Genomic DNA, 24,043 nt, shown 5'->3' with positions numbered 1-24,043 from the left:
ACTTTTAGCGCTTCAGGTCAGACTTAAAATCACGCTGCTCGTAGCCGGTATACAGCTGACGAGGACGGGCGATCTTCATGCCTTCGCTGTGCATTTCGTTCCAGTGCGCAATCCAGCCTACGGTACGGGCCATGGCGAAGATCACGGTGAACATGGAAGACGGAATGCCCATCGCTTTCAGAATAATGCCAGAGTAGAAATCGACGTTCGGGTAGAGTTTCTTCTCGATGAAGTACGGGTCGTTCAGCGCGATGTGTTCCAGCTCCATCGCCACTTCCAGCAGGTCATCTTTGGTACCCAGCTCTTTCAGCACTTCGTGGCAGGTTTCACGCATCACGGTGGCGCGCGGGTCATAGTTTTTGTAAACACGGTGACCGAAGCCCATCAGGCGGAAGGAGTCATTCTTGTCTTTCGCGCGACGCACGAACTCAGGAATGTGCTCAACGGTGCTGATCTCTTCCAGCATCTTCAGCGCCGCTTCGTTCGCGCCGCCGTGCGCCGGTCCCCACAGGGAGGCAATGCCCGCAGCGATACAGGCGAACGGGTTCGCGCCTGAAGAGCCTGCGGTACGAACGGTTGAGGTCGAGGCGTTCTGTTCGTGGTCAGCATGCAGGATCAGAATACGGTCCATCGCGCGTTCCAGAACCGGGTTCACTTCGTACTCTTCGCACGGCGTGGAGAACATCATGCGCAGGAAGTTGCCCGCGTAGGAGAGGTCGTTACGCGGATACACAAACGGCTGGCCGATGGAGTATTTGTAACACATCGCCGCCATGGTCGGCATTTTGGACAGCAGACGGTAAGCGGCGATTTCACGGTGACGCGGGTTATTCACGTCAAGGGAGTCGTGGTAGAACGCTGCCAGCGCACCGGTAATACCGCACATCACCGCCATTGGGTGAGAGTCACGACGGAACGCATGGAACAGACGGGTAATCTGCTCATGGATCATGGTGTGACGGGTCACGGTGGTTTTAAATTCATCGAACTGTGCCTGCGTCGGTTTTTCGCCGTTCAGCAGGATGTAGCACACTTCCAGATAGTTGGATTCGGTGGCTAACTGATCGATAGGGAAGCCGCGATGGAGCAGGATACCTTCGTCACCGTCGATAAAGGTGATTTTGGATTCGCAAGATGCGGTAGAGGTAAATCCAGGGTCAAAGGTGAATACCCCTTTGGAACCCAGCGTACGGATATCAATAACATCCTGACCGAGCGTGCCTTTTAGCACATCCAGTTCAATAGCAGTGTCACCATTTAGGGTGAGCGTTGCCTTTGTATCAGCCATTTACGGTCTCCTTAGCGCCTTATGCTTAAGACTGCGCTTTACCGGATTTGCTTTCAGCTGTTAATCACCGTTACCAGATTGTTATTTGGCTTACCGCTCAGCTCACGAGGACAAACCAGGGTACAGAGCTATGGCGCCTTGCAGGTAAACGAATGAAATATCAGTGAAACAACAGCAAATCAGCGTTTTTGCAGTCCGAATTATTCAAACCTGTATATCACTAATAACTGTCCTGATAACTTCGGTCAATACCATCACACTGTTACATAACTATTTGTCAGGTGAAAGAGAGACCTCATAACTTTTGCGCATTATATGCCTTTTCTGATGACGTTTGTAACAATATTGTTTAACATTTGTCAAATCAGATGATTAAAAATTAAAAAGATGTTGTTATCGTGACCCTGATCACTGTTCCAGAGAAAACCCGACAAACTGTATGTAGGTTAATTGTAATGATTTTGTGAACGGCCTATACTGCCGCCAGGTCTCCGGAACACCCTGCAATCCCGAGCCACCCAGCGTTGTAATGTGTCGTTTAAGCATCTGGAAGCACTGTTTTGCATGACGCGCAGTTATAGAAAAGGAACGCTGTCTGACCCGCATCGCAGTCCGGAGGAAGGAAACAATAAGAACAGCATGTGGGCGTTATTCATGATAAGAAATGTGAAAAAACAAAGACCTGTCAATCTGGATCTCAAAACGATCCGGTTCCCCGTAACAGCAATAGCGTCCATTCTGCACCGTGTTTCTGGTGTGATTACGTTTGTGGCGGTCGGTATTCTGCTGTGGTTACTGGGCACCAGCCTCTCTTCCCCTGAAGGATTCCTCCAGGCCTCTGCCATCATGAACAGCTTCTTCGTGAAATTCATCATGTGGGGCATTCTGACCGCACTGGCGTACCACGTTGTGGTGGGTGTTCGCCATATGCTGATGGACTTTGGCTACCTGGAAGAGACCTTCGAAGCCGGGAAACGCTCCGCTAACATTTCATTTGTGATTACAGTCGTGCTTTCACTTCTCGCAGGAGTTCTCGTATGGTAAGCAACGCCTCCGCATTAGGACGCAACGGCGTACATGACTTCATTCTGGTCCGTGCTACCGCCATCGTTCTCACCCTCTACATCATCTATATGATCGGTTTCTTCGCGACCAGCGGCACGCTGACGTGGGAAATCTGGAGTGGGTTCTTCGGATCCGCCTTCACCAAAGTGTTCACCCTGCTGGCCCTTTTCTCCATCCTTATTCATGCCTGGATTGGCATGTGGCAGGTGTTGACCGATTACGTTAAACCGCTGGCGATTCGCCTTCCACTGCAGCTGGCCATTGTGGTTGCACTGGTGGTTTACGTTATTTATGGATTCGTTGTGGTGTGGGGTGTGTAATGAAACTGCCAGTCAGAGAATTTGATGCTGTTGTGATTGGTGCCGGTGGCGCAGGTATGCGTGCCGCACTGCAAATTTCCCAGAGTGGCCAGAGCTGTGCGCTGCTCTCTAAAGTCTTCCCAACCCGTTCCCATACTGTGTCTGCGCAGGGCGGTATTACCGTTGCGCTGGGTAACTCCCATGAAGATAACTGGGAATGGCACATGTATGACACGGTAAAAGGTTCCGATTACATCGGCGACCAGGATGCCATCGAATATATGTGTAAAACTGGCCCGGAAGCGATTCTGGAGCTGGACCACATGGGTCTGCCGTTCTCCCGTCTGGAAAATGGCACCATCTATCAGCGTCCGTTTGGCGGCCAGTCGAAAAACTTCGGCGGCGAGCAGGCGGCACGCACCGCGGCGGCGGCTGACCGTACCGGTCACGCGCTGCTGCACACCCTGTATCAGCAGAACCTGAAAAACCACACCACCATCTTCTCCGAATGGTATGCGCTGGATCTGGTGAAAAACGCCGATGGCGCCATCGTTGGTTGTACCGCGCTGTGCATCGAAACCGGTGAAGTGGTCTACTTCAAAGCCCGCGCAACCGTGCTGGCGACCGGCGGTGCAGGCCGTATTTACCAGTCCACCACCAACGCCCACATCAACACCGGTGACGGTGTCGGTATGGCTATCCGCGCAGGCGTGCCGGTGCAGGATATGGAGATGTGGCAGTTCCACCCAACCGGTATCGCCGGTGCGGGCGTGCTGGTAACAGAAGGCTGCCGTGGTGAAGGTGGCTACCTGCTGAATAAACACGGCGAGCGCTTCATGGAGCGTTATGCCCCGAATGCGAAAGACCTGGCGGGTCGTGACGTGGTGGCGCGTTCCATCATGATCGAAATCCGTGAAGGCCGCGGCTGTGACGGCCCTTGGGGTCCACACGCGAAGCTGAAGCTCGACCACCTGGGTAAAGAAGTGCTGGAGTCCCGTCTGCCGGGCATCCTGGAACTGTCCCGCACCTTCGCGCACGTCGATCCGGTGAAAGAGCCGATTCCGGTTATCCCAACCTGCCACTACATGATGGGCGGTATTCCGACCAAAGTGACCGGTCAGGCGCTGACCGTGAACGAGCAGGGCGAAGACGTGGTTATTCCTGGCCTGTTCGCGGTGGGCGAAATTGCCTGCGTATCCGTACACGGCGCAAACCGTCTGGGCGGCAACTCCCTGCTGGACCTGGTGGTGTTTGGTCGCGCAGTGGGTCTGCATCTGCAGGAATCCATTGCCGAGCAGGGCGCGCTGCGTGATGCGACCGACGACGAAATTGATGCCTCTCTTGAGCGCCTCAACCGCTGGAACGGCAACCGTAACGGCGAAGATCCGGTGGAAATCCGTAAAGCGCTGCAGGAATGCATGCAGCACAACTTCTCGGTATTCCGTGAAGGCGACGCGATGGCCAAAGGTCTTGAGCAGCTGAAAGCGATCCGCGAGCGTCTGAAAAATGCCCGTCTGGACGACACCTCCAGCGAGTTCAACACCCAGCGCGTTGAGTGCCTGGAGCTGGATAACCTGATGGAAACCGCGTTCGCGACCGCGATGTCGGCAAACTTCCGTACCGAAAGCCGTGGCGCGCATAGCCGCTTCGACTTCCCGGAGCGTGATGACGAAAACTGGCTGTGCCATTCCCTGTATCTGCCAGAGTCGGAAACCATGACGCGTCGTAGCGTCAACATGGAACCGAAACTGCGTCCGGCGTTCCCGCCGAAGATTCGTACTTACTAATGCGGAGACAGGATAATGAAACTCGAATTCTCAGTTTATCGTTATAACCCGGATGTTGATGACGCTCCGCGCATGCAGGACTACACCCTGGAAGCGGAAGAAGGTCGCGACATGATGCTGCTGGATGCCTTAATCCAGCTGAAAGAAAAAGATCCAACCCTGTCGTTCCGTCGCTCCTGCCGTGAAGGGGTGTGTGGTTCTGACGGTGTGAACATGAACGGCAAAAATGGCCTGGCCTGCATCACGCCAATTTCAGCGTTGCAGCGTCCTGGTCAGAAAATTGTTATCCGTCCTCTGCCAGGCCTGCCGGTCGTGCGTGATTTGGTGGTAGATATGGGGCAATTCTATGCACAATATGAGAAGATTAAGCCTTACTTATTGAATAATGGGCAAAATCCACCGGCTCGTGAGCACTTACAGTCTCCTGAGCAGCGTGAAAAACTCGATGGTCTGTACGAGTGTATTCTCTGCGCATGCTGTTCTACGTCCTGCCCGTCGTTCTGGTGGAACCCGGACAAGTTTATCGGCCCGGCCGGTCTGCTGGCTGCCTATCGCTTCCTGATCGATAGCCGCGACACCGAAACCGACAGCCGTCTGGAAGGACTGAGTGACGCTTTCAGCGTATTCCGCTGCCATAGCATCATGAACTGCGTCAGTGTGTGTCCGAAGGGGCTGAACCCGACGCGCGCCATCGGCCATATTAAGTCGATGCTGCTGCAGCGCAGTGCGTAAGTGACGTTGCCGGATGGCGCTGCGCTTATCCGGCCTACGAAACTGTAGGCCCGGTAAGCGTAGCGCCACCGGGCAAAATGCAGAAACCTTTAAAAACTGCCCTGTACTACCCTGAAGTCCAGACAGTTTCTAAAGGTTCCTTCGCGGGCCAAATGAAAAGAGCTCGCAGGTGAACCCCGGCACGTACACGTGGTGTGCGTGGTAGTTTCTACGGCGAAAGTAAGCATAAAAATGCTTAAGGGATCACGATGCAGAACGGCGCAATGAAAGCCTGGCTGGACTCTTCTTACCTCTCTGGTGCCAACCAGAGCTGGATAGAACAGCTCTATGAAGACTTCTTAACCGATCCTGACTCAGTGGACGCAAACTGGCGTTCCATGTTCCAGCAGTTGCCTGGTACAGGGGTCAAACCGGATCAATTCCATTCCAAAACACGTGATTATTTCCGTCGTCTGGCGAAGGATGCCTCACGTTACTCTTCTGCGATTTCCGACCCTGACACCAATGCGAAGCAGGTTAAAGTCCTGCAGCTTATCAACGCTTATCGCTTCCGTGGTCACCAGCATGCGAATCTCGATCCGCTGGGACTGTGGAAACAAGACCGTGTGGCCGATCTCGATCCGGCGTATCACGATCTGACCGAGGCCGATTTCCAGGAAAGCTTTAACGTAGGTTCCTTTGCCATCGGCAAAGACACGATGAAGCTGGGCGATCTGATTGACGCGCTCAAGCAAACCTACTGCGGCTCCATCGGCGCGGAATACATGCACATTACCTCTACCGAAGAGAAGCGCTGGATCCAGCAGCGTATCGAATCCGTAGCGGGCCACGCGACCTTCTCGGCTGATGAGAAAAAACGCTTCCTCAGCGAACTGACCGCAGCGGAAGGCCTTGAGCGCTATCTGGGCGCGAAGTTCCCGGGCGCAAAACGCTTCTCGCTGGAAGGCGGCGACGCCCTGGTGCCGATGCTGAAAGAGCTGATTCGTCACGCAGGCAAGAGCGGCACCCGTGAAGTGGTGCTGGGCATGGCACACCGTGGTCGTCTGAACGTACTGGTCAACGTGCTGGGTAAAAAACCGCAGGACCTGTTCGATGAATTCGCGGGCAAACATAAAGAACACCTCGGCACCGGCGACGTGAAGTACCACATGGGCTTCTCGTCAGATATCGAAACCGAAGGCGGTCTGGTTCACCTGGCGCTGGCGTTTAACCCGTCGCACCTCGAGATCGTCAGCCCGGTGGTTATCGGTTCCGTGCGCGCGCGTCTGGATCGTCTGGACGAGCCGAGCAGCAACAAAGTTCTGCCAATCACCATCCACGGTGATGCGGCGGTGACAGGGCAGGGCGTGGTGCAGGAAACCCTGAACATGTCCAAAGCGCGTGGTTATGAAGTGGGCGGTACCGTTCGCATCGTGATCAACAACCAGGTGGGCTTCACCACCTCTAACCCGCTGGACGCACGTTCTACCCCGTACTGCACCGACATCGGTAAGATGGTTCAGGCGCCGATCTTCCACGTTAATGCGGATGACCCGGAAGCCGTGGCTTTCGTGACCCGTCTGGCGCTGGACTTCCGTAACACCTTCAAACGCGATGTGTTCATTGACCTCTTCTGCTACCGCCGTCACGGCCACAACGAAGCGGATGAGCCAAGTGCAACCCAGCCGCTGATGTACCAGAAAATCAAAAAACACCCGACGCCGCGCAAAATCTATGCTGACAAGCTGGAAAGCGACAAAGTGGCGACGCTGGAAGATGCGACCGAAATGGTCAACCTCTACCGCGACGCGCTGGACGCGGGTGAATGCGTAGTGAAAGAGCTGCGCCCGATGAACATGCACTCCTTTACCTGGTCGCCGTACCTCAACCACGAGTGGGATGAGAGCTACCCGAACAAGGTGGAGATGAAGCGCCTGCAGGAGCTGGCTAAACGCATCAGCACCGTGCCGGACGCTATCGAGATGCAGTCTCGCGTGGCGAAAATTTATGCTGACCGTCAGGCCATGGCGGCAGGCGAGAAGCTGTTCGACTGGGGCGGCGCGGAAACGCTGGCTTACGCGACGCTGGTTGACGAAGGCATTCCTGTTCGTCTGTCCGGTGAAGATGCGGGCCGTGGCACCTTCTTCCACCGTCACGCGGTGGTTCACAACCAGTCTAACGGTTCAACCTACACCCCGCTGCAGCACGTGCACAACGGTCAGGGCCAGTTCAAGGTCTGGGACTCCGTGCTGTCTGAAGAAGCGGTACTGGCTTTCGAATACGGTTACGCCACGGCAGAACCGCGCACCCTGACCATCTGGGAAGCGCAGTTCGGTGACTTCGCCAACGGTGCGCAGGTGGTTATCGACCAGTTCATCTCCTCCGGCGAACAGAAATGGGGCCGTATGTGTGGCCTGGTGATGCTGCTGCCGCACGGCTATGAAGGCCAGGGTCCGGAGCACTCCTCCGCGCGTCTGGAACGTTATCTGCAGCTCTGCGCGGAGCAGAACATGCAGGTTTGCGTACCGTCCACCCCGGCTCAGGTTTACCACATGCTGCGTCGTCAGGCGCTGCGCGGTATGCGTCGTCCGCTGGTGGTCATGTCGCCGAAATCCCTGCTGCGTCACCCGCTGGCGGTGTCCAGCCTGGAAGAGCTGGCGAACGGTACCTTCCTGCCAGCCATCGGTGAAATTGACGAGCTGGATCCGCAGGCCGTGAAGCGCGTGGTGATGTGTTCTGGTAAGGTTTATTACGACCTGCTGGAACAGCGCCGTAAGAACGATCAGAAAGATGTCGCCATCGTGCGTATCGAACAGCTTTATCCGTTCCCGCACCAGGCGGTGCAGGAAGCGCTGAAACCGTACGCTCACGTTCATGATTTTGTCTGGTGCCAGGAAGAGCCGCTCAACCAGGGCGCATGGTACTGCAGCCAGCATCATTTCCGTGAAGTGATTCCATTTGGGTCAGCCCTGCGCTATGCAGGTCGCCCGGCCTCCGCCTCTCCGGCGGTAGGGTATATGTCCGTTCACCAGAAGCAGCAACAAGATCTGGTCAATGACGCGCTGAACGTCGATTAATTAAAGGATACATAATGAGTAGCGTAGATATTCTTGTTCCCGACCTGCCTGAATCTGTAGCAGATGCGACCGTCGCTACCTGGCACAAAAAACCAGGCGATGCCGTTAAGCGCGATGAAGTGCTGGTAGAAATCGAAACTGACAAAGTGGTACTGGAAGTACCGGCTTCGGCGGATGGCGTTCTGGACGCGGTGCTGGAAGACGAAGGCACCACCGTCACCTCTCGTCAGATCCTGGGTCGCCTGCGTGAAGGCAACAGCGCAGGCAAAGAGTCCAGCGCGAAGTCTGAAGAGAAAGCCTCTACGCCGGCTCAGCGCCAGCAGGCGTCTCTGGAAGAACAGACCAACGACGCGCTCAGCCCGGCGATCCGTCGCCTGCTGGCGGAACACAGCCTTGACCCGGCAGCCATCAAAGGTACCGGTGTAGGCGGTCGTCTGACCCGCGAAGACATCGACAAGCATCTGGCGAAAGCGCCTGCTCAGGCCGAAGCGAAAGCCCCTGCGGCAGCACCGGCAGCACAGCCTGCTCTGGGCGCACGCAGCGAAAAACGCGTGCCAATGACCCGCCTGCGTAAGCGCGTGGCCGAGCGTCTGCTGGAAGCGAAAAACTCTACCGCGATGCTGACTACCTTCAACGAAGTGAACATGAAGCCAATCATGGACCTGCGTAAGCAGTACGGTGACGCGTTTGAAAAACGTCACGGTATCCGTCTGGGCTTTATGTCCTTCTACGTGAAGGCGGTGGTTGAAGCGCTGAAACGCTACCCGGAAGTGAACGCGTCCATTGATGGCGATGACGTGGTTTACCACAACTACTTCGACGTCAGCATGGCGGTTTCGACCCCACGTGGCCTGGTGACCCCGGTTCTGCGTGATGTGGATACCCTGGGTATGGCCGACATCGAGAAAAACATTAAAGAGCTGGCCGTGAAAGGCCGCGACGGCAAGCTGACCGTAGACGACCTGACCGGCGGTAACTTCACCATTACCAACGGCGGCGTCTTCGGATCGCTGATGTCTACCCCGATCATTAACCCGCCGCAGAGCGCGATCCTGGGTATGCATGCCATCAAAGATCGTCCTATGGCGGTAGACGGTAAAGTTGAGATCCTGCCGATGATGTACCTGGCGCTCTCTTACGACCACCGCCTGATCGACGGCCGCGAGTCCGTGGGCTTCCTGGTAGCCATTAAAGAGCTGCTCGAAGATCCAACGCGTCTGCTGCTGGACGTCTAGTCACGATTTAGCATCACCTGCCCCGTAGACCGGCACACGCTGCGCCGGTCTACAGGTTTGAAGATAACGATTACCCTGAAGGATGGATAGAACACATGAACTTACATGAATATCAGGCCAAACAGCTGTTTGCCCGGTATGGCTTACCGGCTCCGGTGGGTTATGCCTGTACTACCCCGCGTGAAGCAGAAGAAGCCGCATCTAAAATCGGTTCCGGCCCGTGGGTAGTTAAGTGTCAGGTTCACGCTGGTGGCCGTGGTAAAGCGGGCGGTGTGAAGGTTGTTAAGAGCAAAGAAGAGATTCGTGCGTTTGCTGAACATTGGCTCGGCAAGCGTCTGGTAACGTACCAGACAGATGCGAACGGCCAGCCGGTTAACCAGATCCTGGTTGAAGCGGCAACCGACATCGCGAAAGAGCTGTACCTGGGCGCGGTGGTTGACCGTAGCTCCCGTCGCGTGGTGTTCATGGCATCTACCGAAGGCGGCGTGGAAATCGAAAAAGTGGCGGAAGAGACCCCGCACCTGATCCACAAAGTGGCTATCGATCCGCTGGCTGGCCCAATGCCTTACCAGGGTCGCGAGCTGGCGTTCAAACTGGGTCTGGAAGGCAAGCTGGTTCAGCAGTTCACCAAGATTTTCATGGGCCTGGCGACCATTTTCCTGGAGCGCGATCTGGCGCTGATCGAGATCAACCCGCTGGTGATCACGACCCAGGGCGATCTGATCTGCCTCGACGGCAAGCTGGGCGCTGACGGCAACGCGCTGTTCCGCCAGCCGGATCTGCGCGAAATGCGCGACCAGTCTCAGGAAGACCCGCGTGAAGCACAGGCTGCTCAGTGGGAGCTGAACTACGTGGCGCTGGACGGTAACATCGGCTGCATGGTTAACGGTGCGGGCCTGGCGATGGGCACCATGGACATCGTTAAGCTGCACGGCGGCGAGCCAGCGAACTTCCTCGACGTGGGCGGTGGCGCTACCAAAGAGCGCGTAACCGAAGCGTTCAAAATCATTCTCTCCGACGACAACGTGAAGGCCGTTCTGGTTAACATCTTCGGCGGCATCGTCCGTTGCGACCTGATCGCCGACGGTATCATCGGTGCGGTAGAAGAAGTGGGTGTTAACGTTCCGGTGGTTGTGCGTCTGGAAGGTAACAACGCTGAACTCGGCGCGAAAAAACTGGCTGACAGCGGCCTGAATATTATTGCAGCGAAAAGTCTGACGGATGCAGCTCAGCAGGTTGTTGCCGCAGTGGAGGGGAAATAATGTCAGTTTTAATTAATAAAGATACCAAGGTTATCTGCCAGGGCTTCACCGGTAGCCAGGGGACTTTCCACTCCGAACAGGCGATTGCCTACGGCACGCAGATGGTTGGCGGCGTAACGCCAGGTAAAGGCGGCACCACGCATCTGGGCCTGCCGGTGTTCAACACCGTGCGTGAAGCCGTAGAAGCGACGGGCGCAACCGCGACCGTGATCTACGTTCCGGCGCCGTTCTGCAAAGACTCTATTCTGGAAGCGATCGACGCAGGCATCAAACTGATCATCACCATCACTGAAGGCATCCCGACGCTGGATATGCTGACCGTGAAGGTGAAGCTGGATGAAGCTGGCGTGCGTATGATCGGCCCGAACTGCCCGGGCGTGATCACCCCGGGCGAATGCAAAATCGGCATCATGCCGGGCCACATTCACAAGCCGGGTAAAGTGGGCATCGTGTCCCGTTCCGGTACCCTGACCTATGAAGCGGTTAAGCAGACCACCGACTACGGTTTCGGCCAGTCCACCTGCGTGGGCATCGGCGGTGACCCGATCCCGGGTTCTAACTTCATCGACATCCTGAAGCTGTTCCAGGAAGATCCACAGACCGAAGCGATCGTGATGATCGGTGAGATCGGTGGTAGCGCGGAAGAAGAAGCGGCTGCTTACATCAAAGAACACGTGACCAAGCCAGTTGTGGGCTACATCGCGGGTGTGACCGCGCCGAAAGGCAAGCGTATGGGTCACGCAGGCGCGATCATCGCCGGTGGTAAAGGTACGGCTGATGAGAAATTCGCAGCGCTGGAAGCCGCAGGCGTGAAGACCGTTCGCAGCCTGGCGGATATCGGCGAAGCACTGAAATCCATCATTAAGTAAGTCCTCTCTGCTCCCCGAAAGGGGGGCGTTGCAGTATAAAAATGTCCGTTTCGACATGGTTGGCCGCTGTAAAGCGGCCTTTTTTATTGCCTGCGTCTGGCGACTAGCGTGAACTTGTAATCATCGGTATTGAACACGTTGCGGCTGTATTCAAATACCCGCCCGTCCTTCAGAAATCCGCGGGAGACTTTTTCCAGGATCGGCTTTGCCGGATCGAGCGACAGCGCGGCGATCGCCTCCTCTGACGGCATGATCGGCACCAGCTCCTGCTCGCTGCGATCGATAACCAGCTTTTTGATCTGCTCAACGTAGTGGTATTTCGAATTCTCCATCACTTCCCAGGTGAGGTCGGGGAACAGGGCCAGCGGCATCCACGTTTCTTCCAGATTTACCGGTTTTTGTTTGATAAAGCGGACGCGTTTAACGTGCCAGACTTTATCGTCATGAGAGAGATTTAGCTTTTCGGCAAGTTTTGCATCGGCTTTCAGCACTTCGAAAATGCTCACCTCACTGTGGGTATCCACGTTCCGGTCCGCCAGTTTTTCGTAAAACCCGGTGAGCTGGTAAATGTCGTAATTGACGCGCTCTTCTTTTACGTAGGTGCCGCTGCCCTGAATGCTCTCGACGATCTGCTCTTCCGTAAGCAGCTTCAGCGCCTGTCTCACCGTGACGCGACTCACGTTGAATGCCTCCTGAAGGCTGGATTCCGTCGGTAACGCATCGCCAGGCTTTAACTCTCCCGCACTGATTTTTTCGCGAAGCGCATCGGCTATTTGCCGGTACATCGGTTTGTTACCCATCGAATCTGCCTTTCTAATACCTTTTCATGGAATTATGCCTCCCGCTTAAAATTTGTAAATAATACAACTTAAATACAAATTCGCGTTGTTAGTGAAAATGATTACATAAATGTATTGTATGACCTGCCACAATTGCCGCCAGACAATAACAACGTATGTGTGAGGATCTTATGAACCTGACGACCCTGACCCACACCAGTGCTGTCTGCGTGCAGGCGCACTATGCCAGCCGTGATGAGGCCATTCGCCAGCTTACAATGCGGCTGGTGGCGCTGGGCAAAATTACCGATGGCGAGGCATTTTTGGCGGAGGTCTACCGTCGCGAATCGCAGGGGCCAACCGCGCTGGGTGAAGGGCTGGCTGTCCCGCATGGTAAATCGAGCGCGGTGAACGAAGCGGCTTTTGCGGTTGCTACGCTGCGCGAACCGCTGGAGTGGGAGGGGGTGGACGGCCCTGAACGCGTAGAGCTGATCGTCCTGCTTGCCATCCCGCCAGCTGAAGCGGGATCCACGCATATCCAGGTGCTGACGGCGCTGACGTCTCGCCTGGCCGATGATGCCCTCCGGGAACGCGTTATGGCTGCTGAGACGGCAGAGGAGATGCTTGATGCGTTGAACGGTGTCTCGAAGGAAGACGAGGCTGATACGCCGGTGAATGCACCAACCGTCGTCTGTGTCACCGCCTGTCCGGCGGGGATCGCGCATACCTATATGGCCGCAGAGTACCTGGAAAAAGCGGGACGTAAGCTCGGCGTCAACGTGGTGGTCGAAAAGCAGGGGGCGAATGGTATAGAAGGGCGCATTACTGCCCAGCAGTTGCTGGAGGCGAAAGCGTGTATTTTTGCCGCAGAAGTGGCGATCAAAGAGAGCGAGCGCTTTCAGGGGATCCCCGCCATTTCCGTGCCCGTTGCGGAACCCCTGCGTCATGCTGAAGCGTTGATTGAGCGCGCGCTGGCGCTAAAGCCTTCTACCGATGCGCGCCATGCGCAGGCCGATACCGAAACGAAAAAGCGCGTTAAAACTGAACTCAAGCAGGCGCTTCTCAGCGGCATCTCTTTTGCGGTGCCGCTGATCGTCGCCGGCGGTACGGTGCTGGCCGTATCGGTACTGCTGGCGCAAATCCTTGGCCTGCAGCACCTGTTTGACCAGGAAAACTCGTGGCTGTGGATGTACCGCAAGCTTGGCGGCGGCATGCTCGGCATTTTGATGGTGCCTGTCCTGTCGGCCTACACCGCCTACTCGCTGGCGGATAAACCCGCGCTGACGCCGGGCTTTGCGGCCGGTCTGGCTGCCAACATGATCGGCTCCGGTTTTCTTGGCGCTATCTTCGGCGGGCTGATCGCGGGCTACCTGATGCGCTGGGTGAAAAACCACATCCGGCTCAGTAGCCGCTACAACGGCTTTCTGACTTTTTATCTCTATCCGGTGATTGGCGTGCTGGGCGCGGGCAGCCTGATGCTGTTTGTGATTGGCGAACCGGTGGCCTGGCTCAATAACACGCTCACCGTCTGGCTTAACGGTCTGTCCGGCGCGAATGCGCTGCTTCTGGGGGCAATCCTCGGGTTTATGTGCTCATTCGATTTGGGTGGCCCGGTCAACAAAGCCTCTTACGCGTTCTGCCTGGGGGCGATGGCGAACGGGGTATACGGTCCCTATGCCATCTTTGCCTCCGTCAAAATGGTCTCAGCCTTCACCGTCACGGCGTCAACGATGCTGGCACCGAAGCTGTTTAAGTCGTTTGAAATTGAAACCGGTAAATCGACCTGGCTGCTCGGCCTCGCGGGCATTACCGAAGGGGCGATTCCGATGGCGATTGAAGATCCGCTTCGCGTCATTGGCTCATTTGTACTCGGATCCATGGTGACAGGCGCGGCTGTCGGTGCGATGGGGATCGGGTTGTCTACGCCGGGGGCCGGGATTTTCTCTCTCTTTTTACTTCACGATGCCGGATTGGGCGGTGTGGTTGCGGCGGCGGGCTGGTTTGGCGCGGCGCTGGTGGGGACCGCTATCTCCACCCTGGTTCTGCTGCTCTGGCGACGCCAGGCGGTAAAAAAGGGCAACTACGTCACTGAAGACGCCTTATCGTAAAAACGCACAAACAGGAAACGAAGATGAAAGCTGTATCTCGCGTTCATATCACGCCGCATATGCACTGGGACCGTGAGTGGTACTTCAGCACCGAAGAGTCGCGTATTCTTCTGGTCAATAATATGGAAGAAATCCTGACCCGGCTGGAGCAGGATGATGAGTACAAATACTATGTTCTCGATGGACAGACGGCGGTACTGGAGGATTATTTTGCCGTTGTGCCCGAAAACCGCTCTCGCGTAAAGGCGCTTGTCGAGCGTGGAAAGCTGATTATCGGCCCCTGGTATACCCAGACCGATACCACGATCGTGAGCGGCGAGTCGATTGTCCGCAACCTGATGTACGGCATCCGGGATTGTATGGCCTTCGGCGAGCCGATGAAGATCGGCTATCTGCCGGATTCGTTTGGCATGTCCGGCCAGCTTCCGCATATCTATAACGGGTTTGGCATTACCCGCACGATGTTCTGGCGCGGTTGTTCTGAACGCCACGGGACCGATAAAACCGAATTTCTCTGGCAGAGCCAGGACGGCAGTGAAGTGACGGCACAGGTGCTGCCGCTGGGCTACGCGATTGGTAAGTACTTACCGGAGGACGAAGCGGGGCTGCGAAAACGGCTCGACAGCTATTTCGAGGTTCTGGAAAAGGCGTCCGTCACCAAAGCGATTTTGCTGCCCAACGGACACGACCAGATGCCGCTGCAGCAGAACATTTTCGCGGTGATGGAGAAGCTGCGTGAAATCTATCCGCAGCGTCTATTTGTGATGAGCCGGTTTGAGGAGGTCTTTGATCGCATCGACGCGCACCGCGACGATCTGGCGACCTTAAAAGGCAAGTTTATCGACGGGAAATACATGCGCGTGCACCGGACCATCGGCTCCACGCGCATGGATATCAAAATCGCCCATGCGCGTATTGAGAACAAAATTGTCAACATCCTCGAGCCGCTGGCGACGCTTGCCTGGACGCTGGGCTTCGACTACCACCACGGCCTGCTGGAGAAGATGTGGAAAGAGATCCTCAAAAACCACGCTCACGACAGCATCGGCTGCTGCTGCAGCGACAAGGTGCATCGCGAGATTGTCTCCCGCTTCGAGCTGGCTGAGGACATGGCAGACAACCTGGCGCGTTTCTATATGCGCAAGATTGTCGACAACATGCCGCAAAGCGATGCCGATAAGCTGGTGATGTTCAACCTGATGCCCTGGCCGCGTGAGGAGGTGATGAACACCACGATTCGACTGCGCGCCAGCCAGTTCCGTCTGCGGGATGACAAAGGCAACGAGATCCCGTATTTCATCCGCAGCGCGCGAGAGCTCGACCCGGGCCTCATTGACCGACAGATTGTCCACTACGGCAATTACGAACCGTTTATGGAGTTTGATATTCAGCTCAGCCAGATACTGCCGTCGATGGGCTACCGTACGCTGTTTATCGAACCTAACGTGGCCGGGAAGGTGCTCTCTGCGGGGGAAAATACCGAATCCTTACTTGAAAACGCCTTCTGGCAGATTGACATAAATGACGACGGTTCGCTGCGCCTGCGCGACAAAGAAACCGGGCTTATTTATGACCGCGTGCTGGAAATCGAAGAGAGCTCGGATGATGGCGATGAGTACGACTACTCGCCTTCACGGGAAGAGTGGAGACTCACTTCCGCGCAGGGCGAGCATGAATTTGAGGTTACGCATGAAGGCTGGCAGAGCAGGGCAGTTATCCGCCATCGAATCGCCGTTCCGGCGAACCTGGCGGAACGCGCGGCGCGCCAGCGAAACGGCTACCTCGACGCTGAATTTGAAATTACGCTAAGCCGCAACAGCAGACGCATTGACGTGGCGGTGCGCCTGGATAATCAGGCCGACGACCACCGCGTTCGCGTGCTCATCCCAACGCCGTTTGCGACCCGGGAGGTGTTAGCGGATACGCAGTTTGGCACGATCTCTCGTCCGGTGCAGGACGCGGCGATGCAAAACTGGCAGGAGGAGGGGTGGAAAGAAGCGCCGGTTCCCGTCTGGAATTTACTCAACTACGCCGTCCTGCAGGAAAAACGAAACGGGCTTGCGCTATTTACCGAGGGGCTGCGTGAATTTGAAGTCGTGGGTGATGAACAAAAGGCATTTGCTCTGACCTTGCTGCGCGGCGTGGGGGTACTCGGCAAAGAAGATCTGCTCCTGCGCCCCGGCAGACCATCCGGTATCAAAATGCCGGTCCCGGACGCTCAAGTGCGTGGTCCGCTAAGCTGTCGCTTTAGCCTCTTCAGCTTCAGCGGCACGCCTGAAAACGCGGGTGTCGCGCAGCAGGCTCAATCGTGGTTAACGCCGGTGCAGTGTTATAACAAGATCCCCTGGGATGCAATGAAGCTGAATCGCGCGTCGTTGACCACGCCGGAAAGTTACAGCCTGTTAGCGCTTTCGCCAACGGGATGCGTACTCAGTGCGATCAAAAAAGCGGAAGATCGTGATGAGCTCATTCTTCGTCTGTTCAACCCTTCACAGTCCAGCGCATGTGACGCGACGCTATCCGTCAATCCGGCGGTGAAGCGGTGCTGCGAAACGGACATGAATGAACGGCTGATGGACCACGGTGAAGACGAAGGGATTGTCGGGGCGTTCAGACCGGGACAGTCGCGAACCTTTAGCCTTCTTCTTGCCTGAGTACCGCTGATATCATTAAAAGGCTGCACTGTTTGCGGCCTTTTTCATTAAATAGTCACTCCGCGGTGTTAAGTTATGGGGTGATAAAAGTAAAATAAATGTAATTACGAAGGGGTGCATAAATGCCGTGGAAAAATAACCCGGCCCGACTATGCTTTATTGTTTGCCGCGCATCGAAATGAGGCTTTTGTTTCGCGTTAATTAAAATCACTTCTGTTTATATTTTTTTTCGTCTTCGATAACCAATCACATCTTTACATGCACATATCATTAACATGGTTTTTACCATTCTCACCACGATTAAACATAGTTAACATCAAGGTTTGTTTTTGATTTAAATCAAAGTTTAATCCTTGGAAAAAGGTGCTGAAAAGCGCTAAATTGTTCCCGATCAAAATGGCCGAAAAGTGGTAATTTTGCTATAAATTGATCACCGTCGAAAAACGTAAATGTGATTCAATAAAAACCTGTTTATTGTAAGGGTTTTGCAGCGTATTATATTTGCGGTATCAATTTGAGTTTTTTATTAACGTATTTGTAACCTCACGTCATCGTTTTTATCCTCCTTCAGGGTAATAACGACGACAAGGATGCGAATAATTTGTATTGGGGCATGCGTGTGGATCTCTTTCTGACGGGGTTCACTCTCGGAGTCTTCATGCGATGAGCAAGGAGTCATGATGTTAGATATAGTCGAACTGTCGCGCTTACAGTTTGCCTTGACCGCGATGTACCACTTCCTGTTTGTGCCACTGACGCTCGGTATGGCGTTCCTGCTGGCCATCATGGAAACGGTATACGTTCTCTCCGGCAAACAGATTTATAAAGATATGACCAAGTTCTGGGGCAAGTTGTTTGGTATCAACTTCGCACTGGGCGTGGCAACCGGTCTGACCATGGAGTTCCAGTTCGGGACTAACTGGTCTTACTATTCCCACTATGTAGGGGATATCTTCGGTGCGCCGCTGGCCATTGAAGGTCTGATGGCATTCTTCCTTGAATCCACCTTTGTAGGTCTGTTCTTCTTCGGTTGGGACCGTCTGGGTAAAGTCCAGCATATGGCGGTGACCTGGCTGGTGGCATTAGGTTCGAACCTGTCCGCGCTGTGGATACTGGTCGCGAACGGCTGGATGCAGAACCCTATCGCGTCTGATTTCAACTTCGAAACCATGCGTATGGAGATGGTCAGCTTTGCCGAGCTGGTCCTGAACCCGGTTGCTCAGGTTAAATTCGTTCACACCGTCGCCTCTGGCTATGTGTGCGGCGCGATGTTTGTACTGGGTATCAGTTCTTACTACATGCTGCGCGGTCGTGACTTCGCGTTTGCTAAACGCTCCTTTGCTATCGCTGCAAGCTTCGGTATGGCTGCGATTCTCTCCGTTATTGTTCTGGGTGATGAATCCGGTTACGAAATGGGTGACGTGCAGAAAACCAAACTGGCCGCTATCGAAGCCGAATGGGAAACCCAGCCGGCACCTGCTGCCTTTACGCTGTTCGGTATTCCCGATCAGGACGCGCAGGAAAACCGCTTCGCTATTCAAATCCCTTACGCGCTGGGTATCATCGCCACCCGTTCTGTTGATAAGCAGGTGACGGGTCTGAAAGAGCTGATGGTGCAGCACGAAGAGCGTATCCGTAACGGTATGAAAGCCTACTCGCTGCTGGAACAGCTGCGTGCCGGTTCTACCGACCAGGCCGTTCGCGATCAGTTTAACGATGTGAAGAAAGATCTGGGTTACGGTCTGCTGCTGAAGCGTTATACCCCGAACGTTTCTGATGCGACGGAAGCGCAGATCCAGATGGCAACCAAAGACTCAATTCCACGCGTTGCGCCACTGTACTTCGCATTCCGTATCATGGTGGGCTGCGGCATCATCATGCTGCTGATCATTGCGGCGTCCTTCTGGTCCGTGATTCGCAACCGCATCGGCGAGAAAAAATGGCTGCTGCGCACCGCGCTGTACGGTATTCCACTGCCGTGGATCGCGATTGAGTCCGGCTGGTTTGTGGCGGAATATGGCCGTCAGCCATGGGCGATCGGTGAGGTGCTGCCAACGGCGGTAGCGAACTCGTCCCTGACCGCAGGCGACCTGATCTTCTCCATGCTGCTGATTTGTGGTCTGTACACCCTGTTCCTGGTGGCTGAACTGTTCCTGATGTTCAAGTTCGCGCGCCTTGGCCCAAGCAGCCTGAAAACCGGTCGCTATCACTACGAGCAGTCCACTGCGACTACTCAGCCGGCACGCTAAGACAGGAGTCATCAAATGATCGATTATGAAGTATTGCGTTTTATCTGGTGGCTGCTGGTTGGCGTTCTGCTGATCGGTTTCGCCGTCACGGATGGTTTCGACATGGGGGTGGGGATGCTCACCCGTTTCCTCGGTCGTAATGACACCGAGCGTCGAATCATGATCAACTCCATCGCCCCGCACTGGGACGGTAACCAGGTGTGGCTGATCACCGCAGGCGGCGCGCTGTTCGCTGCCTGGCCGATGGTCTACGCGGCTGCGTTCTCCGGTTTCTATGTGGCGATGATTCTGGTGCTGGCCTCTTTATTCTTCCGTCCGGTCGGTTTCGACTACCGTTCGAAGATTGAAGATACCCGCTGGCGCAACATGTGGGACTGGGGCATCTTCATCGGTAGCTTCGTTCCACCGCTGGTGATCGGCGTGGCGTTCGGTAACCTGCTGCAGGGCGTACCGTTCCACCTGGACGAATACATGCGTCTTTACTACACCGGTAACTTCTTCCAGCTGCTGAATCCGTTTGGTCTGCTGGCCGGTGTCGTCAGCGTGGCGATGATCATCACTCAGGGCGCAACCTACCTGCAGATGCGTACTGTAGGCGAGCTGCATCTGCGCTCCCGCGCGACGGCTCAGGTTGCTGCGCTGGTTACGCTGGTCTGCTTCGCGCTGGCCGGTGTGTGGGTGGTGTACGGCATTGATGGCTACGTGGTGACGTCTGCCATTAACCACACCGCACCGTCTAACCCGCTGACCAAAGAAGTGGCGCGTCAGGCGGGAGCATGGCTGGTGAACTTCAACAATACCCCTGTGCTGTGGGCGATCCCGGCGCTGGGCGTGCTGCTGCCGCTGCTGACCATGTTGACGTCTCGTCTGGAAAAAGGCGCGCTGGCGTTCGTGTTCTCTTCACTGACTCTGGCATGCATCATCCTGACGGCGGGTATTGCGATGTTCCCATTCGTCATGCCATCCAGCACCATGCTGAATGCTAGCCTGACCATGTGGGATGCTACGTCCAGCCACATGACGCTGAACCTGATGACGTATGTTGCTTGCGTGTTCGTTCCGATTGTTCTGGCCTACACCATCTGGTGTTACTGGAAAATGTTCGGCCGCATCACGAAAGAACATATCGAAAGCAACACCCACTCTATGTATTAAGTAAGGAGCTGAATATGTGGTATTTCGCATGGATTTTAGGGACGCTTCTTGCCTGTGCATTTGGTGTCATCACTGCCCTGGCGCTTGAGCACGTAGAAGCGACCAAAGCGGGTGAAGAAAAACACTGATGAATATTATCGCGAAACTTTACGCGGTAATGGATAAGCGCCCGTTACGGGCGCTTTCTTTAGTGATGGCATTACTGCTGGCAGGCTGTATCTTCTGGGACCCTTCGCGCTTTGCAGCGAAAACCAGCGAGCTTGAAATCTGGCACGGCTTCCTCATTATGTGGGCGGTGTGCGCAGGTGTGATCCACGGCGTGGGCTTTCGTCCGAAAGCCGTTCACTGGCAGGGAATTTTTTGCCCGCTAATCGCCGATCTGGTGCTACTCGCCGGTTTGATTTTCTTCTTCTTCTGAATAAGAAATGTCCGTTAACGTTATGGGCTTACCCGAGCCCATAAAAATTTACTCTCCGTTTACTTTCCCCCATTCCAAACCATCTTTCCCGCGCGTATAGTAGCGAAGTTTAAAAGCTCTAACTTTTGTTGCATTACTGGGATGTAAAGTGAATACAACGCTGTTTCGATGGCCGGTTCGTGTCTATTACGAAGATACCGATGCCGGTGGTGTGGTTTACCACGCCAGCTACGTTGCTTTTTATGAACGGGCACGCACAGAGATGCTGCGCCATCATCACTTTAGTCAACAGGTGCTGTTGGCTGAGCGAGTTGCCTTCGTGGTACGCAAGATGACGCTTGAGTATTTTGCGCCTGCCAGACTCGACGATATGCTCGAAGTCCAAACTGAAATTACATCAATGCGCGGGACCTCACTGGTTTTCACGCAGCGGATAGTCAACGCAGAGAATACCGTACTGAACTCAGCTGAAGTGCTGATTGTTTGTGTTGATCCAACCATAATGAAGCCTCGTGCGCTTCCTAAGTCTATTGTCGCGGAGTTTAAGCAGTGACTGACATGAATATCCTTGATTTGTTCCTGAAGGCAAGCCTTCTGGTTAAACTTATCATGTTGATTTTGATTGGTTTTTCAATCGCATCCTGGGCCATCATCATCCAGAGAACGCGTATCCTCAATGCCGCCGGCCGTGAAGCTGAAGCGTTTGAAGATAAGTTCTGGTCGGGCATTGAGCTTTCTCGTCTGTACCAGGAGAGCCAGGGACGCCGTGAAAACCTGACCGGCTCCGAGCAAATTTTCTATAGCGGCTTCAAAGAGTTCGCCCGTCTGCATCGTGCAAACAATCATGCGCCGGAAGCGGTGGTTGAAGGTGCCTCGCGTGCGATGCGCATTTCGATGAACCGCGAGTTGGAAAACCTTGAAACGCATATTCCTTTCCTCGGTACTGTCGGTTCCATTAGCCCGTATATCGGCCTGTTTGGTACCGTGTGGGGGATCATGCACGCCTTTATCGCGCTGGGCGCGGTGAAGCAGGCCACGTTGCAGATGGTTGCACCGGGTATCGCTGAAGCACTGATTGCGACCGCTATCGGTCTGTTTGCGGCAATTCCTGCGGTTATGGCTTACAACCGTCTGAACCAGCGCGTGAACAAACTGGAACTGAACTACGACAACTTTATGGAAGAGTTCACTGCGATTCTGCACCGTCAGGCGTTTACCAGCACCGAGAGCAACAAGGGGTAAACCATGGCCAGATCGCGTGGACGAGGTCGTCGCGAGCTCAAGTCCGAAATCAATATCGTTCCACTGCTGGACGTCCTGCTGGTACTGCTGCTGATCTTCATGGCAACAGCGCCAATCATTACCCAGAGCGTGGAAGTGGATCTGCCGGATGCGACAGAATCACAGGCGGTGAGCACTAATGACGATCCTCCGGTTATCATTGAGGTTTCCGGCGTAGGGCAATACAGCGTCGTGGTAGAAAAAGATCGTATGGATCAGCTGCCACCTGAGCAGGTTATTGCCGAAGCGCAGCGTCGCCTGGAGTCAAATCCGAAAACGGTCTTCTTAATCGGTGGCGCGAAAGACGTACCCTACGATGAAATTATTAAAGCGCTGAACTTGCTACATAGTGCGGGTGTTAAGTCAGTTGGCTTAATGACCCAACCTATTTGATCATCCGCGTAGTTTTTGGGAACCGATAGTGTCAAAGGCAACCGAACAGAACGACAAGCTTAAGCGAGCGATAATCGTCTCCGCAGTGCTGCACGTTATTCTCTTTGCAGCGCTGATCTGGAGTTCGTTCGACGAGCATATTGATGCATCAGCCGGCGGCGGTGGAGGATCTTCCATTGACGCCGTCATGGTGGATCCCGGTGCGGTAGTACAGAACTATAATCGCCAACAGCAGCAGAAGGCGAGTGCAAAACGGGCTGAAGAGCAGCGTGAAAAACAGGCGCAACAGCAAGCGGAAGAACTGCGTGAAAAGCAGGCCGCAGAGCAGGAGCGTCTGAAGCAGCTTGAGAAAGAACGTTTGCAGGCGCAGGAAGCCGCGAAAGCGCAGGCAGAGCAGCAGAAACAAGCCGAAGAGGCCGCGAAAAAAGCACAGGAACAGCAAAAGCAGGCGGAAGAGGCGGCAGCAAAAGCCGCAGCGGACGCGAAAGCACAGGCTGATGCCCAGGCGAAATTAGCGGCAGAAGCGGCGAAGAAAGCGGCTGCTGACGCCCAGAAGAAAGCGGAAGCCGAAGCGGCGAAGAAAGCGGCCGCTGATGCTCAGAAGAAAGCCGAAGCGGAAGCCGCGAAGAAAGCCGCAGCTGATGCTCAGAAGAAAGCAGAAGCGGAAGCCGCGAAGAAGGCCGCTCAGGAAGCAGAGAAGAAAGCTGCTGCCGAGGCCGCGAAGAAAGCGGCTGCTGCAGAGAAAGCAGCAGCAGAAAAAGCCGCGGCAGAAAAAGCGGCAGCTGCCGAAAAAGCCGCTGCTGACAAAAAAGCTGCAGCTGAGAAGGCCGCTGCCGATAAGAAAGCAGCAGCTGAAAAAGCGGCTGCTAAAAAGGCTGCCGCCGCTGAAAAAGCCGCTGCTGCCGCAGGGGTTGACGATCTGCTCGGCGATTTGAGCTCCGGTAAGAATGCGCCGAAAACGGGCGGTGGGGCGAAAGGAAACAACGCAGCGCCGACCGGAAGTGGTAACACTAAGAGTAACGGTGCGACAGGGGCTGAAATCAACGGTTATGCCGCGCAGATTAAATCCGCTATTGAAAGCCGATTCTATGATGCGTCTTCCTATACCGGTAAAACGTGTACGTTGCGTATAAAACTGGCTCCGGATGGCATGCTGCTGGATATTAAGTCTGAAGGTGGCGACCCGGCTCTATGTACTGCGGCCCTGGCTGCAGCGCGTCAGGCGAAGATGCCTAAACCGCCTTCGCAGGCAGTCTACGAAGTCTTCAAAAATGCGCCGCTGGACTTCAAACCTTAAGTTACATTTTCCCCGTGCAAACGGGGAAAAATAGACCAGGTTTAGTCACAGGGTTCGGGTAGTTTTGTCTATTTGAGTTTGTTAACATTCTGCTAAATTATCGTGGGTAAGGTTAC

20 protein-coding genes are annotated in these 24,043 nt (G+C 55.0%); 18 read left to right on the top strand and 2 right to left on the bottom strand.

The window, feature by feature from the left end:
- Positions 1-4: 4 nt before the first annotated feature.
- On the bottom strand, positions 5-1,288 hold the full coding sequence (locus FHC52_RS08285; protein WP_008501086.1) for a citrate synthase: 1,284 nt from the start codon (positions 1,286-1,288) through the stop codon (positions 5-7).
- Positions 1,289-1,927: 639 nt separating this feature from the next.
- On the opposite strand from FHC52_RS08285, the gene sdhC reads away from it, so the two are divergent.
- The 8 genes from sdhC (at position 1,928) to sucD (ending at position 11,593) form a co-directional block, all read left to right on the top strand.
- On the top strand, positions 1,928-2,332 hold the full coding sequence (gene sdhC / locus FHC52_RS08280; protein ID WP_020684965.1) for a succinate dehydrogenase cytochrome b556 subunit: 405 nt from the start codon (positions 1,928-1,930) through the stop codon (positions 2,330-2,332).
- On the top strand, positions 2,326-2,673 hold the full coding sequence (gene sdhD, locus FHC52_RS08275) for a succinate dehydrogenase membrane anchor subunit (RefSeq protein ID WP_008501088.1): 348 nt from the start codon (positions 2,326-2,328) through the stop codon (positions 2,671-2,673). Before sdhC ends, sdhD begins: the two co-directional genes overlap by 7 nt.
- Positions 2,673-4,439 carry a succinate dehydrogenase flavoprotein subunit gene (sdhA, locus tag FHC52_RS08270; protein ID WP_008501089.1) on the top strand — a complete coding sequence of 589 codons (1,767 nt, stop codon included), beginning with the start codon at positions 2,673-2,675 and terminating at the stop codon, positions 4,437-4,439. Before sdhD ends, sdhA begins: the two co-directional genes overlap by 1 nt.
- A 15-nt stretch (positions 4,440-4,454) precedes the next feature.
- Positions 4,455-5,171 (top strand): succinate dehydrogenase iron-sulfur subunit SdhB, encoded by a 717-nt coding sequence (gene sdhB / locus FHC52_RS08265; RefSeq protein WP_008501090.1) that lies wholly within the window; start codon positions 4,455-4,457, stop codon positions 5,169-5,171.
- A gap of 248 nt (positions 5,172-5,419) precedes the next feature.
- A complete protein-coding gene (gene sucA / locus FHC52_RS08260; protein WP_008501092.1) occupies positions 5,420-8,227 on the top strand; it encodes a 2-oxoglutarate dehydrogenase E1 component in 2,808 nt (935 codons plus the stop codon).
- A gap of 14 nt (positions 8,228-8,241) precedes the next feature.
- A complete protein-coding gene (odhB, locus tag FHC52_RS08255) occupies positions 8,242-9,462 on the top strand; it encodes a 2-oxoglutarate dehydrogenase complex dihydrolipoyllysine-residue succinyltransferase (RefSeq protein ID WP_025912846.1) in 1,221 nt (406 codons plus the stop codon).
- 95 nt (positions 9,463-9,557) lie between these two features.
- On the top strand, positions 9,558-10,724 hold the full coding sequence (gene sucC / locus FHC52_RS08250) for an ADP-forming succinate--CoA ligase subunit beta (protein WP_006809579.1): 1,167 nt from the start codon (positions 9,558-9,560) through the stop codon (positions 10,722-10,724).
- Positions 10,724-11,593, top strand: coding sequence for a succinate--CoA ligase subunit alpha (gene sucD / locus FHC52_RS08245; protein ID WP_008501094.1), 870 nt, complete (start codon positions 10,724-10,726; stop codon positions 11,591-11,593). Before sucC ends, sucD begins: the two co-directional genes overlap by 1 nt.
- 83 nt (positions 11,594-11,676) lie before the next feature.
- Here sucD and FHC52_RS08240 read toward each other — a convergent pair whose 3' ends face one another.
- Positions 11,677-12,393, bottom strand: coding sequence for a GntR family transcriptional regulator (locus tag FHC52_RS08240; protein ID WP_021241016.1), 717 nt, complete (start codon positions 12,391-12,393; stop codon positions 11,677-11,679).
- Between the two features lie 170 nt (positions 12,394-12,563).
- On the opposite strand from FHC52_RS08240, the gene mngA reads away from it, so the two are divergent.
- The 10 genes from mngA to tolA all read left to right on the top strand — a co-directional run bounded on the left by mngA (position 12,564) and on the right by tolA (position 23,927).
- Positions 12,564-14,480 carry a PTS 2-O-a-mannosyl-D-glycerate transporter subunit IIABC gene (gene mngA, locus FHC52_RS08235; RefSeq protein WP_032674377.1) on the top strand — a complete coding sequence of 639 codons (1,917 nt, stop codon included), beginning with the start codon at positions 12,564-12,566 and terminating at the stop codon, positions 14,478-14,480.
- 23 nt (positions 14,481-14,503) lie between these two features.
- A complete protein-coding gene (mngB, locus tag FHC52_RS08230) occupies positions 14,504-17,134 on the top strand; it encodes a mannosylglycerate hydrolase (protein WP_220420020.1) in 2,631 nt (876 codons plus the stop codon).
- Positions 17,135-17,814: 680 nt separating this feature from the next.
- The gene (gene cydA / locus FHC52_RS08225) at positions 17,815-19,383 is read left to right on the top strand and encodes a cytochrome ubiquinol oxidase subunit I (protein WP_008501098.1); all 1,569 of its coding nucleotides are present in this window, start codon (positions 17,815-17,817) and stop codon (positions 19,381-19,383) included.
- Between the two features lie 15 nt (positions 19,384-19,398).
- Entirely contained in the window at positions 19,399-20,538 is a 1,140-nt protein-coding gene (cydB, locus tag FHC52_RS08220; protein WP_023293006.1) for a cytochrome d ubiquinol oxidase subunit II, read from the top strand.
- A 14-nt stretch (positions 20,539-20,552) separates the two neighbouring features.
- Positions 20,553-20,666, top strand: coding sequence for a cytochrome bd-I oxidase subunit CydX (gene cydX / locus FHC52_RS08215; protein ID WP_003858598.1), 114 nt, complete (start codon positions 20,553-20,555; stop codon positions 20,664-20,666).
- Complete coding sequence (ybgE, locus tag FHC52_RS08210; protein ID WP_008501100.1) at positions 20,666-20,956, top strand: cyd operon protein YbgE; 291 nt, start codon at positions 20,666-20,668, stop codon at positions 20,954-20,956. Before cydX ends, ybgE begins: the two co-directional genes overlap by 1 nt.
- A 148-nt stretch (positions 20,957-21,104) precedes the next feature.
- Positions 21,105-21,509 carry a tol-pal system-associated acyl-CoA thioesterase gene (gene ybgC, locus FHC52_RS08205; RefSeq protein WP_003858593.1) on the top strand — a complete coding sequence of 135 codons (405 nt, stop codon included), beginning with the start codon at positions 21,105-21,107 and terminating at the stop codon, positions 21,507-21,509.
- Positions 21,506-22,198: a Tol-Pal system protein TolQ gene (tolQ, locus tag FHC52_RS08200; protein ID WP_008501101.1), complete on the top strand. Its 693-nt coding sequence runs from the start codon at positions 21,506-21,508 to the stop codon at positions 22,196-22,198. The genes ybgC and tolQ overlap by 4 nt, the downstream gene beginning before the upstream one ends.
- A 3-nt stretch (positions 22,199-22,201) precedes the next feature.
- On the top strand, positions 22,202-22,630 hold the full coding sequence (tolR, locus tag FHC52_RS08195; protein WP_003858589.1) for a colicin uptake protein TolR: 429 nt from the start codon (positions 22,202-22,204) through the stop codon (positions 22,628-22,630).
- A 28-nt stretch (positions 22,631-22,658) separates the two neighbouring features.
- On the top strand, positions 22,659-23,927 hold the full coding sequence (gene tolA, locus FHC52_RS08190; protein ID WP_008501102.1) for a cell envelope integrity protein TolA: 1,269 nt from the start codon (positions 22,659-22,661) through the stop codon (positions 23,925-23,927).
- Positions 23,928-24,043: the final 116 nt, after the last annotated feature.

Origin of the sequence: Enterobacter sp. EC_64, from assembly GCF_019584165.1 — a bacterium.
Lineage (GTDB): Bacteria > Pseudomonadota > Gammaproteobacteria > Enterobacterales > Enterobacteriaceae > Enterobacter > Enterobacter roggenkampii.
The sequence above is the reverse complement of the archived record's forward strand: the minus strand, read 5'-3'. Positions and strand labels throughout refer to the sequence as shown.

What these genes read in the sequence shown, in the direction of transcription:
- cydB (WP_023293006.1), top strand. Translation starts at nt 19,399, where the DNA reads ATGATCGATTATGAAGTATTGCGTTTTATCTGGTGGCTGCTGGTTGGC.
- mngB (WP_220420020.1), top strand. Translation starts at nt 14,504, where the DNA reads ATGAAAGCTGTATCTCGCGTTCATATCACGCCGCATATGCACTGGGAC.
- sdhC (WP_020684965.1), top strand. Translation starts at nt 1,928, where the DNA reads ATGTGGGCGTTATTCATGATAAGAAATGTGAAAAAACAAAGACCTGTC.
- odhB (WP_025912846.1), top strand. Translation starts at nt 8,242, where the DNA reads ATGAGTAGCGTAGATATTCTTGTTCCCGACCTGCCTGAATCTGTAGCA.
- sdhA (WP_008501089.1), top strand. Translation starts at nt 2,673, where the DNA reads ATGAAACTGCCAGTCAGAGAATTTGATGCTGTTGTGATTGGTGCCGGT.
- FHC52_RS08285 (WP_008501086.1), bottom strand. Translation starts at nt 1,288, where the DNA reads ATGGCTGATACAAAGGCAACGCTCACCCTAAATGGTGACACTGCTATT.
- cydX (WP_003858598.1), top strand. Translation starts at nt 20,553, where the DNA reads ATGTGGTATTTCGCATGGATTTTAGGGACGCTTCTTGCCTGTGCATTT.
- sdhB (WP_008501090.1), top strand. Translation starts at nt 4,455, where the DNA reads ATGAAACTCGAATTCTCAGTTTATCGTTATAACCCGGATGTTGATGAC.
- mngA (WP_032674377.1), top strand. Translation starts at nt 12,564, where the DNA reads ATGAACCTGACGACCCTGACCCACACCAGTGCTGTCTGCGTGCAGGCG.
- cydA (WP_008501098.1), top strand. Translation starts at nt 17,815, where the DNA reads ATGTTAGATATAGTCGAACTGTCGCGCTTACAGTTTGCCTTGACCGCG.
- sucA (WP_008501092.1), top strand. Translation starts at nt 5,420, where the DNA reads ATGCAGAACGGCGCAATGAAAGCCTGGCTGGACTCTTCTTACCTCTCT.
- sdhD (WP_008501088.1), top strand. Translation starts at nt 2,326, where the DNA reads ATGGTAAGCAACGCCTCCGCATTAGGACGCAACGGCGTACATGACTTC.
- sucD (WP_008501094.1), top strand. Translation starts at nt 10,724, where the DNA reads ATGTCAGTTTTAATTAATAAAGATACCAAGGTTATCTGCCAGGGCTTC.
- FHC52_RS08240 (WP_021241016.1), bottom strand. Translation starts at nt 12,393, where the DNA reads ATGGGTAACAAACCGATGTACCGGCAAATAGCCGATGCGCTTCGCGAA.
- ybgE (WP_008501100.1), top strand. Translation starts at nt 20,666, where the DNA reads ATGAATATTATCGCGAAACTTTACGCGGTAATGGATAAGCGCCCGTTA.
- sucC (WP_006809579.1), top strand. Translation starts at nt 9,558, where the DNA reads ATGAACTTACATGAATATCAGGCCAAACAGCTGTTTGCCCGGTATGGC.
- tolR (WP_003858589.1), top strand. Translation starts at nt 22,202, where the DNA reads ATGGCCAGATCGCGTGGACGAGGTCGTCGCGAGCTCAAGTCCGAAATC.